We start from the raw sequence: 14,717 nt of genomic DNA on the forward strand, positions 1-14,717 counted from the left end.
CACACACTCATGGAGACATTCATATGTCCACCGTTGCCGTCACCGACGCCACTTTTGACGCCGAAGTCAAGAACTCCGACATCCCCGTTGTGGTGGATTTCTGGGCTGAGTGGTGCGGTCCCTGTAAGCAGATCGGCCCGGCTCTGGAAGAGCTGGCCGTGGAATTTGACGGCAAGGTGAAAATTGCCAAGGTCGACGTTGACAGCAACCCGAACGCCGCCGCTGCCATGGGCGTGCGCGGTATCCCGGCGCTGTTCATCTTCAAGGACGGCCAGGTGATCTCGAACCGCGCAGGCGCCGCCCCCAAGGCCGCGCTGCAGAGCTGGATCGAAGAATCGATCTGAGCCTGAACCAGCTGCTGCATTTCAGAGAGCTGTCCCGGCGGGGACAGCTCTTTTTTGTTGGGCAAGATCTGGTGCTGCGGCAATCGCCCAACTGGCACTTTCCTTGCCCCGGCTGCCCAGCAAGGGTCCCGCAGGTAGCAGCTACAGGAGGCAGCATGGCCAAGACACGGGTCCTGGTGGAATTCGGCATGGGCACATCTCTCAGGCGCGAAGATTACACCGAAGCCGCCCGCCGCGCGATCAGGGACGCGCTGTGGCACAACTCCGTCAACATGGCGGAACTGTTTGATTTCTCAAAAGAAGACATGATCATTGATGCCGAGATCGGTGTTCAGGAACCGGAAGCGGTGGACAAGGACGCGCTCTTGGAGATCTTCCCCTACGGTCGGCCTAGCATCACGGTGGTGAAAGGCGGGCTCGACATAGCCAAGCCGCAGGGCGGACGCACGGTGATCGCCAATGCAGCGGTGGTTGTATCCTTTGACATGGAGGCCGCGGAATGAGCGAAAAGCGCATCATTCTTGAAATGGGCACCGGCAACGATCTGTACGGCCAGGACTATACCAAAGCCGCCCGCCGTGCGGTGCAGGACGCGCTGCATCACTCCTCCATAACGCTGTTTGCCAAGCTGGGAATGGACCACAGTGAAATGCGGGTGGAGGTAACCATCGGCGTGCAGCAGCCCGACGCGGTGGATTGCGAACTGGTGGCACGGGACCTGCCGCGCGGACAGGCCAGGGTGCGGGCGGTCAAGGGCGGACTGGATGTGGAGGATGCCGTGGAAGGCAGCCGCCATGTGGTGGCCACCGCAGCGGTCGAAGCCTGGCTGCCGGATCAGGCCGGTAAATACAAAACCAGCACCCCGGAATGAACAAAGCCGCCCGTGGGAGGGCGGCTCATTCAGGGTTTCTGGTCATCGGGGATCAGAACTTGGCAATGTCGGAACGGTCGAGGCCGATGTCTCGCAGCTGGGCATCGGTCAGCTGCGCCAGAACCTTGCGGGTTTCGCGGGCAACATACCATTCCACGATGGCGGTTTTCACATTGGCCACTGCGTCGACCACGCGGAGAACGGTGACTGCTCCGAGCGGCGCATGAATGTTTGCGGTCGTCATTTGCGCATATCCTTCTGAGAAACAGCCGACGCTGTGCCGGTTGCGAGCTTCATTTAGGATGCGGTTCCGGGTTCCACAATTGCCGGTTAAACAGCCCCGATCTGCAATTGCTGCATAGCAGCAAACAGCAGTGAAAGCCTGGGAACGGCGCGGATCCTAGCCGCTCTCTTGTGCCAGCGGGGGGATGGTTCCATATAGGGGGCAACCAAACGGAGACTTACATGGCAGACGATAAATTTCCTGGCTGGCACGGCACCACGATCATCGGTGTGAAAAAGAATGGCCAGGTCGTCATCGCCGGTGACGGCCAGGTTTCGCTGGGGCAAACGGTGATCAAGGGCACGGCCCGCAAGGTGCGCCGCCTGTCGCCCGGCGGGTTTGATGTGGTGGCGGGTTTTGCCGGCTCGACCGCTGACGCGTTCACTCTGCTGGAGCGGCTGGAAGCCAAGCTGGAAGCGACCCCGGGCCAGCTGGCCCGTGCCAGCGTCGAGCTGGCCAAGGACTGGCGCACCGACAAATACCTGCAAAAGCTGGAGGCAATGCTGATTGTCACCGACGGCAAGGACATGTTCGTGATCACCGGCGCCGGCGACGTGCTGGAGCCGGAACATGATGTGGCGGCAATCGGCTCCGGCGGAAATTACGCACTGGCGGCCGCCCGCGGCCTGATGGACAGCGACAGGTCCGCCGAAACGGTAGCACGGGACGCCATGGCCATCGCCGCCGATATCTGTGTCTACACCAATGGAAACCTGACCGTCGAAACCATCGGCGGCTAAGAAATTTCCTCGAAATTCTTAGCAAAGCTTTTTCTCAAGAGTTTTGCCCGGAAAGGACTGACATGACCGATCTCACCCCCCGCGAAATCGTCTCGGAACTGGACCGCTTCATCATCGGCCAAAAGGAAGCCAAGCGCGCCGTGGCCGTGGCGCTGCGCAGCCGCTGGCGGCGCAAGCAGCTTGCCGACGATCTGCGCGACGAGGTCTATCCCAAGAACATTCTGATGATCGGCCCCACCGGGGTAGGCAAGACCGAGATCTCCCGCCGCCTGGCCAAGCTGGCACGCGCGCCCTTCATCAAGGTGGAAGCCACAAAGTTCACCGAAGTCGGTTATGTCGGCCGGGACGTGGAGCAGATCATCCGTGACCTGGTTGACAGCGCCATCGCCCAGACCCGCGAGTACATGCGCGAAGACGTGAAGGCAAACGCACGCAAGGCGGCCGAGGACCGGGTGGTGGAGGCCATTGCCGGCAGTGATGCCCGCGAGGCCACCCGCGAGATGTTCCGTAAAAAGCTCAAGGCCGGAGAGTTGGACGATACCGTGATTGAGCTGGATGTGGCCGACACCTCCAACCCGATGGGCATGTTCGAAATCCCCGGCCAGCCCGGCGGAAATATGGGGATGCTGAACCTCGGCGACCTGTTCGGCAAGGCGATGGGCGGCCGCACCACCCGCAAGAAGTTGACCGTCGCCGAAAGCTATGAGGTGCTGATCGGCGAGGAGGCCGACAAGCTGCTGGATGACGAGACCGTCACACGCAGCGCGCTGGAGTCGGTGGAACAGAACGGTATCGTCTTCCTGGATGAGATCGACAAGGTCTGCGCGCGCCAGGAAACCCGGGGCGGCGATGTCAGCCGCGAAGGCGTGCAGCGCGACCTGCTGCCGCTGATTGAAGGCACCACCGTCAGCACCAAGCACGGGCCGGTCAAAACCGACCACATCCTGTTCATCGCCTCCGGCGCCTTCCACATTGCCAAGCCGTCGGACCTGTTGCCCGAACTGCAAGGCCGACTGCCGATCCGGGTTAATCTGCGCGCGCTGACGGAAGAAGACTTCGTGCGAATCCTGACCGAAACCGACAATGCGCTGACCCGCCAGTACACAGCGCTGATGGGTACCGAAGAAGTTGAGGTCGCCTTCACCGAAGACGGGATCGCTGCCCTGGCCAAGATCGCAGCCGAGGTGAACCGGAGCGTCGAAAACATCGGCGCCCGGCGGCTTTACACGGTGATGGAGCGGGTGTTCGAGGAACTGTCCTTCACCGCGCCGGACCGCTCGGGCGAGTCGGTAACCGTCGACGCGGCCTTTGTGACGAAGAACCTGGGTGAGCTTGGCCGCTCATCCGATCTCAGCCGTTACGTGCTGTAACCTGCCCGCACGGGTTGCGGCCGCTGGACATTGGCGGCAGGTGCAGTAGCCTGCCGCCAGTTCATTGAGGTGGGATGATATGCAAAGGCTGCGCCTGATTTGCGGTGTGATGCTGGTGTTTCTGACAGCTTGCACTGACAGGACCGTTTCCCCCACCTTTCCCGCAGCCCTGAACGTGGGCACCCCAAAGACCGTATTTGCCGCCACCAACCGCGACCAGCTGCCCGATGGCAGCTTCGGCGCGGAGCGGGCAGAGGGGTACAGCCTGCTTGAACTGACCGTTTCAATTCCGCCGGAACACACGCCGGGCTCCTTGAAATTCGGCTACAGGAACCCGGATCCGGTCACGGAATTCACCATGGCAGGGCGAAAGAAATTCGAAAGCGACGCCGCCTTTGGGGCACGGCTGCAGCAGGAACTGGCCAAGTTTCCGCCAAAGGAACGCGACATCACGGTGTTCGTGCATGGCTTCAATTCGACCCAGGCCGAAACTGCGTTCCGGGCCGCCCAGCTGACCCATGATATCAACGTTCCCGGCGCCACGGTCATCTATTCCTGGCCCAGCAAGGGACAGCCGCTTGGCTATGCCTATGACGGCGACAGCGTTCTGTTCGCCCGCGACGGGCTGGAGCAGCTGCTGCGCAAGCTGCGCGTCGCCGGTGCGGGCAGGGTGGTGGTTGTCGCGCATTCCATGGGCGGGCTGCTGACGATGGAGACCCTGCGCCAGATAGAAATCCAGACCCCCGGGTGGACCGCCCGGAACCTGGGCGGCGTGGTGCTGATGTCGCCGGATCTGGACATTGATGTGTTCAAGAGCCAGATGCGGCGGTTCCGCAAGGTGCCGCAGCCGTTCCTGATCTTTGTCTCGCGCAAGGACAGCGTCCTGACACTGTCCCAGCGCCTGCGCGGGCTGGACGGGCAAGAGCGGCTCGGCAATCTGGACAATATCGAAGAGCTGAGCAGCCTGCCGGTGGAAATCATCGACACCACCGCCTTTGCCGGCGAGGCGCAATCACAGCATTTCGTGGCGGCTTCCTCGCCGGCGCTGGTGGCGCTGCTGAACGGCGCCCGGCAAACCGCGGACACGTTTGAACGCGACCGGACACGGAACCGGCTTCAGAACATACTGCCGGGCCAGATTGTCATTCGCGACAATGCCGTCAAGGTCGCGCTGACCGGCCGGCCTGCGGACAACAAATAATCGCCCAGCCCTCAGCGGTTGCGCCGCAGATACACGTAGTAGGCCCCCGCGCCGCCATGACTGACATGCGCCGTGGTGATCTGCAGCACCGCCTGCGCCAATGGCGGCAGCGCCAGCCATTGCGGCACCTTGTGGCGCAGCACGCCGCGCGGCACCGGCATCGGGCCCGGCTCGTCGCGGTCCTTGCCCTTGCCTGTCACCACCAGCACCAGCCGCTTGCCGGAGGCCTGCGCCGACAGGATGAACCTGGTGAGGGCAGGGTGCGCGGTGTCGATGCGCATCCCGTGCAGGTCCAGCTTTCCCTCCGGCCTCAGCTTACCGCGCTTCATGCGGCGAAAGGCTTTTTCATCCATCTGCAGCGGGTCACTGGCGAGGCTGCGGGCAAGCGACGGCCTCAGGTCGTGTTTCACTGGCTTGGGTTTGGCCCGGCTGCCCACCTCGAACGGGTCCAGGCGCGGTTCGGGTTGCTTTACCGGTTTGGGTTTGGGCATCGGCGGGGCAGGGGGCGACGAGTGGGCGCCCGGATGCAAACGCTCCGTGTGCTTCACGACCTTCTGCCAAAGGTCGATCTCATCGCCTGTCAATTTCCGCCGTGTCATTCAAATATCTTCCGGCAGCATCGCGTAGGCCCGCTGGATCGGCAGCAGTACCACCATCCTGCCAGGGTCTTTCATCGTGCCGGCGGTCTCGCCGGCCTGATCACCGGTACCGACAAAGATGTCGGCGCGCTGAGCCCCCTTGATGGCGGATCCGGTGTCCTGCGCCACCATCAGCCGGCGCAGCGGCATATGGCCGTCCTTTTCCACCCAGACCGGCGCACCAAGCGGGGTATAGGCGGGATCGGCGGCAATCGTGCGCATCGGCGTGACCGAGCGGTTCATGGCGCCAAGCGGCCCCTTGGAGGCCGCCACTTTGCGCACCTCACGGAAGAACACGTAAGACGGGTTGTGAAACAGAAGCTCCTTGCCCTCCGCGGGATTGCGCCGGACCCAGGACTTGATGACCTGGGCGCTGACCTGGTGGGCGTTGTAGACGCCGCGTCGCACCAGCTCCTTGCCGATGGATTTATAGGGATGGCCGTTGGCGCCGCCATAACCGACACGGATGGTCGAGCCGTCGGGCAGGCGTATCCGGCCCGAACCCTGGATCTGCAGAAAAAACAACTCTACCGGGTCATCCACCCAGGCGATTTCCAGCCCGCGGCCCTGCATCACGTCGCCGGTCAGGATTTCACGGCGCGGCAGCCACAGATCAGCGCCGCGCGCCTCTGGCGGCATCTTGTAGACCGGATAGCGGAAGCGGCTGGTGGGGTAGCGGGAGCCATTCAGTTCTGGCTCGAAATAGCCGGTGAAGAGAGCCGGGTTGCCGTCCTCGATCAGCACTGGTCGGAAGAACAGCTCAAAAAACGCCCGCGCCCCTCCCGGCGGCTGCGAGTGGGCGGCCTTGCACAGGGCGGCCCAGTCGGGGTCCTTCAGATCCCTGCAAGTCCCCAAGAATACCTGTAGAGCCTGGGCATGGTCATCTTCTGCCCAGCCATCAAGCTGTTCAAAGTCCAGAATGCTGGACACGGTCTCGGAGTGCGCCCCGGAGGCGGTCATCGCGGCGCCTGCAATTGCAGCCGCCCCAAGTGCCCCCCGAAGCGCCACAATCATGCGTCCGTCGCAACCAGCTGCCAGTTGGGATCGTCGCTGCCCATGTTGCGGGCAAAGATCCAAGTGTCCTTTTGGCGTTTGATCGCCTTGGGGTCGCCCTCGACAATGTCGCCGCCGCGGTCGCGCACCACTGAGGTCAACTCGCCGACAAAGCGCATGGTGATTTCGGCGCGACCGGTCTGCGGATCGAACTGCGCGTCCTGCAGAGTGGTTTCCCGCACGCCGATGAAGTCGGCCTCGATCTTGTAGCCCTTGTCCTCGCGCTGCGCGACGGCATCCACGAAGCTGTCAAAGACATCTTCCGCCAGGAAGGGCTGAATATCGTCCAGGTTGCCGTGTTCGAACCCCATGAGGATCATCTCATAGGCGCCTCGCGCACCCTGCACGAATTCCTGCACCTGGAAGGAAGGCTCAGCCCGTTTCATTGCTGCCAGTGCCTGGGCCTGCTTGCTGCCTTCCGCAACGTAATCCGTGATATCGCGGTCCGGTCCGCCTTCGATCACCTCAAGATCCGGGCGGCGGCCCCGAGCTTCGGATTGCGGCAGCGGCGGCTTTTCAAAGCCTTCGCGTGTTCCCAGAACGCTTCTCAGGCGCAGGATCAGAAACACAGCAATACCGGCCAGAACCAAAAGCTGAATCACAGGCGACTCCATGGATACCTCATGCTAGGCGTTCGTGCTTTGTTTGAAACCAAAGCGGTCACGTCTTATGTAGGTGACGGGCGGGGGCAAGTCTACCGCCCGGGTGTATGATCGCAAGGAAACCCCCTATGTATCTTTTCCTGGCCTTTCTGATGGTTCCCATCATTGAAATCGCTTTGTTTATTCAAGTTGGCGGCGCCATCGGCATGTGGCCGACCCTGGCCATTGTTGTTCTGACCGCAGTTCTGGGCACTTGGCTGGTGAAAACCCAAGGGCGTATGGCCATGGGACAGCTGAGATCCTCGTTCCAGCAATTGTCCGATCCGGCCGAGCCTTTGGCCCATGGTGCCATGATCCTGGTGGCCGGCGCGCTGCTTCTCACTCCGGGTTTCTTTACCGACGCCGTCGGTTTTGCGCTGCTGATGCCGCCAGTGCGGCTGGCGGTTTACCGCTACCTGCGCGCCCGTGTCACAGTCACGCAGTTCCAGATGGGCCCCGGCAGCATGCAAGGCCGCCACTATCCCGGAACGGCCGGCCGGCCCAAAGACGTCATCGATGGCGATTACGAAGATGTGACGCCGGCAGACCGGCGCGGCGGGCCCTCCGGCTGGGTTGACGGTCCCCGTTGAGGAACCCGGACCAAGCTGGTAAGCACGGTCCAAAGCATATTTTCAGGAGTATCTACATGGCCGAAAACGGCGAAGCCCAGCAGCAGCCGCAAGTCCAGATGAACATTCTGGGCCAGTTCATCCGCGACATGTCGTTCGAAAACGTGATGGCGCAGAAAGGCACCGGCGGCGAGGTTCAGCCCGACGTCAGCGTGCAGGTGAACCTGGATGCGAAAAAACGTTCGGCCGAGAACCAGTATGAGGTTGTCACCAAACTGACCGTCGAGTCCAAGAACAAGGACAGCGGCAACGTCCTTTTCGTGCTGGAGCTGGAATATGTCGGCGTGTTCAACATTGTGGGTGTGCCGGAAGACCAGCTGCACCCGTTCCTGCTGATCGAATGCCCGCGCATGACCTTCCCGTTTCTGCGCCGTATCGTGTCGGACGTGACCCGCGATGGCGGCTTCCCGCCGCTGAACCTGGACAATATCGACTTTGTGGCGATCTACCGCAACGAGCTTGCCCGCCGCCAGCAGGAGGCCGCGGCCTCTGCGATGCCGCAGTAAGGTTCAAACCTTTGAAACGGAAAACGCCGCTTGGTTTCAGCGGCGTTTTCTTTTGCGGGTCTTGGCGGGATCAGGATGCCTTCCACAAAGCCGCATCGCCCAGTTTAGCCACGAACGCTTCGTGCGCTGCCAGCTCCTCCGCCGTGATCCGTGCGGGCAGGGGTGCTGAACGCGGCACAGGCCGCCAGTCGTCCTCGACCTGGGCCGAACTGGAGGAGGATTGGGCGGACAAGCCAAAATCCGGCTGCCGCCCGCCAATCAGCTCCAGATAGACATCAGCCAGGATCTCGGAGTCGAGCAGCGCGCCATGCAGGGTCCGGTTTGTGTTGTCGATGTTGAAGCGGCGGCATAGCGCATCCAGTGTCGCCGGCGACCCTGGAAACCGCTTGCGGGCCATTGCCAGCGTGTCGAGCGCCTGATCCATCGGCAGTTTCGGCAGGCCCATCCAGTCCAGTTCCGCATTCAGGAACTTCATATCGAAGCTGGCATTGTGAATGACCAGCCTGGAATCCTGCACGAAATCCAGAAACTTCCGGCCGATTTTTGCAAAGACAGGCTTGTCCCGCAGCGTCACCGCCCCGGGTTCCGGCTTCTGCGGCGGCTCCAGCAGGTCGGGACCGATACCGTGGACCGAAAACGCCTCTGCCGGCATTGAGCGTTCCGGATTGATATATTCGTGGAACGTCTTGCCGGTGGGCATGTGGTTATACAGCTCAACCGCACCGATTTCGACGATGCGGTCGCCGGAAAACGGATCAAACCCGGTGGTTTCGGTATCAAGAACGATTTCACGCATGGGCCAGTTTGCTCCTGATGTCTGCAACAATTTCTGCCACCTGCGCCTCGGCGTGTTCAAGCGTGTCCGTCACGATCACATAATCGGCGCGGGCCATCTTCTCCTCGATCGGCATCTGTTTTTGCAGAATCTGCCGGAACTGCTCAACCGTCATTGTGCCGCGGGCAAGAACCCGCTCTTGCTGAGTTTCCGCGTCCACCGTCACGCAGGCCACCGCGTCCATTTCCGCGTTGCCGCCGGTTTCAAACAGCAGCGGAATATCAAAGACCAAAACATCGCTTGTCGCGTCCGCCCTAAAGGACGCGCGGTCCTGCGCGACCAGCGGATGCACGATGGCCTCGATCCGCGTCAGAGCCTGCGGATCTGCACCAATGATGCGTTTCAGCGCGGCGCGGCTGACTTCCCCGTTCTCAATGGCGTCAGGAAATGCTTCCGCCATCGGCTGAACGGCCGCACCGCCTTTACCATACAGCCGGTGAACCGCGGCATCCGCATCCCAGACCGCGCAGCCCTGCGCCGCAAACAGCTGAGCGGTGGTGCTTTTGCCCATTCCGATGGACCCGGTAAGACCGAGGCTGAAGCTCATCCGAGCACCGCCTCCCGGGTGGCAGCGTCAACTTCAGGACGGTGCCCGAACCAGCGTTCGAACCCCGGAACGGCCTGGTGCAGCAGCATGCCAAGCCCGTCGACCACAGTGCAGCCGGCTTCCTCCGCCGTTTCCAGCAGGCCGGTTTTCAGCGGTGCATATATCAAGTCCGTCACGACGGCATCGGACCGCAAACCGTCCAGCGGCACACGCAACCGCGGTTTGCCAACCATACCCAGAGAGGTGGTGTTCACAATCAGCCTGCCTTCTTCGATGGCGTTGCCGGCCTGGAGCCATTCCACCACGCGGATCCGGTTGCCGAAATCCCTTTGCAACTGTTCCGCCCGCTCGCGTGTGCGGTTGCTCAGAAGGATCTCCGGGACCCCGGCCTCTATCAGCGAGGCAACCACTGCACGGCAGGCGCCGCCAGCCCCCAGCACAACGGCCGGCCCGGATTGAGGATCCCAATCCGGGGCGCCTTGATGCAGGTTGGTGATAAAGCCGTACCCGTCTGTGTTGTCAGCCAGGATGGTGCCGTCTTCTCGGAAAATCAGAGTGTTGGCCGCGCCGATCAGCTTCGCCCGGTCGGTGACCTTATCGGCAATCCCCATCACCGCTTCCTTGTGCGGGATCGTGACATTAGCCCCTACGAACCCCATCTTCGGCATTGCCCGGATGGCCTCTGCCAAGTCCGCAGGCTCCACATGCATCGGCACATAATGCCCGGCGATGCGATGGGTTTTCAGCCAGTGGCCATGCAGTTGCGGGGATTTCGAATGTGAAACCGGACAGCCGATCACGCCGGCGAGCGGGATTTTTGCTTCTGTCATTGCTCGATTACCCCTTGCAGACCCAGGTAACTGATAAGCTCCATCAGCGGCAATCCCAAGACATTAAAGTAACTGCCCTCGATGGAGGCGAACAGCCGCACACCTTCTTCCTCCAGCTTGTATGCCCCCACAGCGTGGCGGATGCTGTCCCAGTTGCGGCTGACATAATTTTCCAAATATGCGTCAGAGCAGTTGCGCATCACCAGCCGGACCTGTCCGACATGGCGCCAGATCGGCTCACCATCCCGATAGATCACGGCGGCCGACAACAGCATGTGCCGCTTGCCGCGCATCTGTTTCAGCTGGGACAATGCGATCTCTGCACTCGCCGGCTTGGAAAGAAGTTGCCCTTCGAAATCCAGGACCTGGTCGCACCCCAATACCAGCCTTCCCGGATGCTTGGCACTGATTTTGCGCGCCTTAGCTTCTGCCAGCGCATCGGCAATGTCCCGCGGCGGCGCTTGCTCTGCCAGCAGCGCGGTCTTGATCGCCAGCTCATCCAGTCTCGGAACATCCGTATCGAATTCGATCCCGGCCTGACGCAGCAGATGCGCCCGGATTTCGGAACCAGAAGCCAGCACAATGTGGGCAGTCATGTGGAAAACCCCGTGGGAAAGAAGCAGACGGTTTCAGGACGTTTTGTATGGTTTTCCGCGCTCAAGTAAAGACTCCAGGGGTTGACGCAAATCCCAGGATTCAACCCGCTGAGTCGTCCTTTGTGAGTCAGGATAACTTTGAATCCGTGGATATGCCGGCACTCCCCGGTTCATCCCTTTGTTATCCCCAAGCACGCGAAGGTAAAGACATCCTTAACGCGCCTTATTTTCCTGGCGCCGGCGGCAAATCCAGGACTCCTGTCCCTTCCGCGCTGGAATCTTATCCCTGCTGGGGATAAGCGGAGGAGGATTCACTTATCCACTGGAATCCACGCACACTACAAAAACATCATCCTTTAAATATTCATTTTTTATTAGGGTGATCAGACCTGACCGGGGAGAACTGCCCATGGACCTGAGCGACGTGATGTTCACGCTCTACCCATATGCCAAATCGCTTCACATCATGGCCGTGCTCAGCTGGATGGCCGGTCTTTTCTATCTCCCCCGTCTGTTTGTGTATCACGTGGAGCAGGCTGAGAATGTGCAGGAAGCCATTCCAATCTTCCTCACCATGGAAGAGAAGCTCCTCAGGATCATCATGCGCCCCGCCATGTATGTGTCCTGGGCCGCAGGGCTGTTTATCGTTCTGACCCCCGGCATAGTCGACTGGAGCTATGTCTGGCCCTGGACCAAGGGCGCGTCGGTCATCGCCATGACCTGGTTCCATCATTGGCTGCTGCTGCGCTACCGCGACTTCAAAGACGGGCGGAACACGCTGACGGGCCGGCAGTTCCGTATGATGAATGAGGTGCCCACTGTGCTGATGCTGGTGATCGTGGTTTCCGTCATCTTCAAATTCTAGCGCAGAGGCGCTGAAACAGGCCCAGCAGCGCCGGAACGCTTGCAGCCGGCGTTTGACTCATCTGAAACGAGTCCCTATGTATGGCTTTCAGCGGGCCCGTCCGGGTAACCGTGATTTCCAAACCTGTCGTGTGACCAACCCCCGGATGAGCGGGGAGTAGAGGCCGTATCTATATGACCGTGCAATCCCTGAATCTGGCTGACCTCAAGGCAAAAAGTCCCAAATCGCTGCTGGCGATGGCCGAGGAGCTGGAGATCGAAAACGCCTCGACCATGCGCAAGGGCGAGATGATGTTCCAGATCCTGCGGGAACGCGCAGATGAGGGCTGGGACATTGGCGGTGATGGGGTGCTGGAAGTGCTGCAGGACGGCTTTGGCTTCTTGCGCTCGCCCGAGGCAAACTACCTGCCCGGTCCGGACGATATCTATGTCTCCCCCGACATGATCCGCCAGTATTCTCTGCGCACCGGCGACACTGTGGAGGGACAGATCAAGGCGCCGCTGGAAACAGAGCGTTACTTCGCGCTGACCAACGTCACCATGATCAACTTTGAAGAGCCTGAAAAGGCCCGCCACAAGATCGCATTTGACAACCTCACCCCGCTTTACCCGGATGAGCGGCTGAAGATGGAGATCGAGGATCCCACCATTAAGGACCGTTCGGCGCGGGTGATCGACCTGGTTGCGCCGATCGGCAAGGGCCAGCGCTCGCTCATCGTGGCGCCGCCGCGCACCGGTAAGACGGTGATCCTGCAGAACATCGCGCATTCGATCGAGAAGAACCATCCGGAGTGCTACTTGATTGTTCTGCTGATCGACGAACGCCCGGAAGAGGTGACCGACATGCAGCGCTCGGTGAAGGGCGAGGTGGTCTCCTCCACTTTCGACGAGCCGGCGACCCGCCACGTTGCGGTGTCCGAGATGGTCATCGAAAAAGCCAAGCGTCTTGTCGAACATAAACGAGATGTTGTGATCCTTCTTGATTCGATCACAAGACTTGGTAGGGCGTTCAACACTGTCGTGCCGTCTTCGGGTAAAGTTCTGACCGGTGGTGTCGATGCAAACGCCCTGCAGCGGCCGAAACGCTTTTTCGGTGCCGCCCGGAACATCGAAGAAGGCGGCTCGCTCACCATCATCGCCACCGCGCTGATCGACACCGGCTCGCGTATGGACGAGGTGATCTTCGAAGAATTCAAGGGCACCGGTAACTCTGAACTCGTCCTGGATCGCAAGATTGCGGACAAGCGCGTGTTCCCGGCTATCGACATCCTCAAGTCCGGCACCCGGAAAGAGGATCTTCTGGTCGACAAGGGCGATCTGGCGAAGACCTTTGTGCTGCGCCGTATCCTGAATCCGATGGGTACCACAGACGCCATTGAATTCCTGCTGTCCAAGCTGAAGCAGACCAAAAGCAACTCCGAGTTCTTCGACTCGATGAATACCTGATCCGGGCCGGCGAGAGAGAAGGGCCACCCAATGGACACGATCTTTGCGCTGGCCTCCGCTCAAGGGAAGGCCGGGGTCGCGGTGATCCGCGTCTCCGGCCCGTTGGCGCTTACCGCCGGCGCACAGCTTTGCGGCGGTCATTTGCCGGCGCGCGGAACTAGCCTGCGAATCCTGCAGGACGAATCAGGAGAGCGACTCGATGAAGCGCTGGTCCTGAGCTTTACCGCTCCTCATAGCTTCACCGGCGAAAATACCGTTGAATTTCAAACACATGGAAGTACCGCAGTCGTTTCCGCTGTGCTCGATTCGTTGCGACGAATCGATGGCCTGAGAATAGCCGAACCCGGTGAATTCACTCGCCGTGCTTTGGAAAACGGTCATCTGGACCTAGCTCAGGTAGAGGGGCTGGCCGATCTGATTGACGCTGAAACTGAGGCACAGCGCAAACAAGCGCAGGTGATTCTCGCCGGCGGGCTCGGCCGGCTGGCGGAAGACTGGCGGGGCAAACTGATCCGCGCTGCGTCTTTGATCGAAGTGACCATCGACTTCGCCGACGAGGACGTGCCGGTGGATGTCACCCCCGAGGTTTCAGCACTTCTGGCGGATGTCCAGGCCGGCCTTGAGAAGGAGACTGCCGGTGTCAGGATTGCAGAGCGGATCCGCAGCGGTTTTGAGGTGGCAATCGTCGGCGCTCCGAATGTCGGAAAATCCACGCTGCTGAACGCGCTTGCCGGCCGGGAGGCCGCAATCACATCTGAATATGCTGGCACCACCCGGGATATTATCGAAGTCCGCATGGACCTTGCCGGCCTGCCCGTGACTCTTCTTGATACCGCCGGCTTGCGTGATACCGATGATCATGTCGAAGGGATCGGTATCGCCTTGGCCCGAAAACGGGCACAGGATGCTGACCTGCGCGTTTTTCTGGCAGAACGGGACGAAGTCCTGGATGTCGAAATGCAGCAGGGGGACATCCGGCTTCTGCCCAAGGCAGATTTGCGTGACGACGCCGGCGATGCGATTTCCGGCCAGTCAGGGCAGGGGATTGACCGTCTGGTTGATCATATCTCAAAAGTGTTGCAAAACCGGTCAGCTCAAGCCGGTATCGCCACGCGTGCGCGGCATCGCGATGCGATGGTTTCGGCGCTGGCCAGCCTGGCTGAAGCGCAGGAAATCCTGAAACGCGGCCCCGAGTTCTATGATATAGCGGCCGAAGAAATGCGATCGGCTATTCGGGCACTGGAAATGCTGGTTGGGCGGATTGGTGTAGAGAATCTCCTGGACGAGATTTTCTCGAGTTTTTGCCTGGGGAAATGAAGGAGT

General features: G+C 60.8%; 19 protein-coding genes. 11 read left to right on the forward strand and 8 right to left on the reverse strand.

Features of this window, described 5'->3' with window-relative positions; all coding sequences use genetic code 11:
* The first annotated feature begins 23 nt into the window (after positions 1-23).
* The 3 genes from trxA to DAEP_RS0114985 all read left to right on the forward strand — a co-directional run bounded on the left by trxA (position 24) and on the right by DAEP_RS0114985 (position 1,215).
* The gene (gene trxA / locus DAEP_RS0114975) at positions 24-344 is read left to right on the forward strand and encodes a thioredoxin (protein WP_008557909.1); all 321 of its coding nucleotides are present in this window, start codon (positions 24-26) and stop codon (positions 342-344) included.
* 155 nt (positions 345-499) lie between these two features.
* The gene (locus DAEP_RS0114980; protein ID WP_027245206.1) at positions 500-847 is read left to right on the forward strand and encodes a Lin0512 family protein; all 348 of its coding nucleotides are present in this window, start codon (positions 500-502) and stop codon (positions 845-847) included.
* Positions 844-1,215, forward strand: coding sequence for a Lin0512 family protein (locus DAEP_RS0114985; protein ID WP_027245207.1), 372 nt, complete (start codon positions 844-846; stop codon positions 1,213-1,215). The genes DAEP_RS0114980 and DAEP_RS0114985 overlap by 4 nt, the downstream gene beginning before the upstream one ends.
* A 52-nt stretch (positions 1,216-1,267) precedes the next feature.
* Here DAEP_RS0114985 and DAEP_RS0114990 read toward each other — a convergent pair whose 3' ends face one another.
* Positions 1,268-1,459: a DUF1127 domain-containing protein gene (locus tag DAEP_RS0114990; protein ID WP_008555919.1), complete on the reverse strand. Its 192-nt coding sequence runs from the start codon at positions 1,457-1,459 to the stop codon at positions 1,268-1,270.
* A 221-nt stretch (positions 1,460-1,680) separates the two neighbouring features.
* Here DAEP_RS0114990 and hslV point away from each other — a divergent pair, with 221 nt between their 5' ends.
* From hslV to DAEP_RS0115005, 3 genes are all read left to right on the forward strand, one after another.
* Positions 1,681-2,238, forward strand: coding sequence for an ATP-dependent protease subunit HslV (hslV, locus tag DAEP_RS0114995; RefSeq protein ID WP_008554606.1), 558 nt, complete (start codon positions 1,681-1,683; stop codon positions 2,236-2,238).
* Positions 2,239-2,300: 62 nt separating this feature from the next.
* Positions 2,301-3,608, forward strand: a complete 1,308-nt coding sequence (hslU, locus tag DAEP_RS0115000; protein ID WP_027245208.1) for an ATP-dependent protease ATPase subunit HslU — start codon at positions 2,301-2,303, stop codon at positions 3,606-3,608.
* 79 nt (positions 3,609-3,687) lie between these two features.
* Complete coding sequence (locus DAEP_RS0115005) at positions 3,688-4,809, forward strand: alpha/beta hydrolase (RefSeq protein ID WP_008557278.1); 1,122 nt, start codon at positions 3,688-3,690, stop codon at positions 4,807-4,809.
* Positions 4,810-4,820: 11 nt separating this feature from the next.
* On the opposite strand, the gene DAEP_RS0115010 is transcribed toward DAEP_RS0115005, so the two are convergent.
* From DAEP_RS0115010 to DAEP_RS0115020, 3 genes are read right to left on the reverse strand one after another with little or no spacing between them, the layout of a single operon-like run.
* A complete protein-coding gene (locus DAEP_RS0115010) occupies positions 4,821-5,408 on the reverse strand; it encodes a Smr/MutS family protein (RefSeq protein ID WP_027245209.1) in 588 nt (195 codons plus the stop codon).
* On the reverse strand, positions 5,409-6,461 hold the full coding sequence (gene mltA / locus DAEP_RS0115015) for a murein transglycosylase A (protein ID WP_027245210.1): 1,053 nt from the start codon (positions 6,459-6,461) through the stop codon (positions 5,409-5,411).
* Complete coding sequence (locus tag DAEP_RS0115020; RefSeq protein WP_027245211.1) at positions 6,458-7,114, reverse strand: Tim44/TimA family putative adaptor protein; 657 nt, start codon at positions 7,112-7,114, stop codon at positions 6,458-6,460. Before DAEP_RS0115020 ends, mltA begins: the two co-directional genes overlap by 4 nt.
* Before the next feature lie 116 nt (positions 7,115-7,230).
* Between DAEP_RS0115020 and DAEP_RS0115025 the strand changes: the two genes are divergently transcribed.
* Both DAEP_RS0115025 and secB read left to right on the forward strand, forming a co-directional pair.
* Positions 7,231-7,731 (forward strand): FxsA family protein, encoded by a 501-nt coding sequence (locus DAEP_RS0115025; RefSeq protein ID WP_008554665.1) that lies wholly within the window; start codon positions 7,231-7,233, stop codon positions 7,729-7,731.
* Between the two features lie 56 nt (positions 7,732-7,787).
* The gene (gene secB, locus DAEP_RS0115030) at positions 7,788-8,276 is read left to right on the forward strand and encodes a protein-export chaperone SecB (protein ID WP_008555959.1); all 489 of its coding nucleotides are present in this window, start codon (positions 7,788-7,790) and stop codon (positions 8,274-8,276) included.
* Positions 8,277-8,346: 70 nt separating this feature from the next.
* Here secB and dnaQ read toward each other — a convergent pair whose 3' ends face one another.
* The 4 genes from dnaQ to DAEP_RS0115050 are packed head-to-tail and all read right to left on the reverse strand — an operon-like array spanning position 8,347 to position 11,084.
* A complete protein-coding gene (gene dnaQ, locus DAEP_RS0115035) occupies positions 8,347-9,072 on the reverse strand; it encodes a DNA polymerase III subunit epsilon (RefSeq protein ID WP_027245212.1) in 726 nt (241 codons plus the stop codon).
* Positions 9,065-9,658, reverse strand: a complete 594-nt coding sequence (coaE, locus tag DAEP_RS0115040) for a dephospho-CoA kinase (RefSeq protein WP_027245213.1) — start codon at positions 9,656-9,658, stop codon at positions 9,065-9,067. Before coaE ends, dnaQ begins: the two co-directional genes overlap by 8 nt.
* Positions 9,655-10,488, reverse strand: a complete 834-nt coding sequence (locus DAEP_RS0115045; protein ID WP_027245214.1) for a shikimate dehydrogenase — start codon at positions 10,486-10,488, stop codon at positions 9,655-9,657. Before DAEP_RS0115045 ends, coaE begins: the two co-directional genes overlap by 4 nt.
* A complete protein-coding gene (locus DAEP_RS0115050; protein WP_027245215.1) occupies positions 10,485-11,084 on the reverse strand; it encodes a Maf family protein in 600 nt (199 codons plus the stop codon). The genes DAEP_RS0115045 and DAEP_RS0115050 overlap by 4 nt, the downstream gene beginning before the upstream one ends.
* A 409-nt stretch (positions 11,085-11,493) precedes the next feature.
* On the opposite strand from DAEP_RS0115050, the gene DAEP_RS0115055 reads away from it, so the two are divergent.
* The 3 genes from DAEP_RS0115055 (at position 11,494) to mnmE (ending at position 14,711) form a co-directional block, all read left to right on the forward strand.
* Positions 11,494-11,949: a CopD family protein gene (locus tag DAEP_RS0115055; protein WP_027245216.1), complete on the forward strand. Its 456-nt coding sequence runs from the start codon at positions 11,494-11,496 to the stop codon at positions 11,947-11,949.
* A 173-nt stretch (positions 11,950-12,122) separates the two neighbouring features.
* On the forward strand, positions 12,123-13,394 hold the full coding sequence (rho, locus tag DAEP_RS0115060) for a transcription termination factor Rho (protein ID WP_008554331.1): 1,272 nt from the start codon (positions 12,123-12,125) through the stop codon (positions 13,392-13,394).
* A gap of 30 nt (positions 13,395-13,424) precedes the next feature.
* Positions 13,425-14,711, forward strand: a complete 1,287-nt coding sequence (gene mnmE / locus DAEP_RS0115065) for a tRNA uridine-5-carboxymethylaminomethyl(34) synthesis GTPase MnmE (RefSeq protein WP_027245217.1) — start codon at positions 13,425-13,427, stop codon at positions 14,709-14,711.
* Positions 14,712-14,717: the final 6 nt, after the last annotated feature.

This window comes from Leisingera daeponensis DSM 23529, from assembly GCF_000473145.1.
GTDB lineage: Bacteria > Pseudomonadota > Alphaproteobacteria > Rhodobacterales > Rhodobacteraceae > Leisingera > Leisingera daeponensis.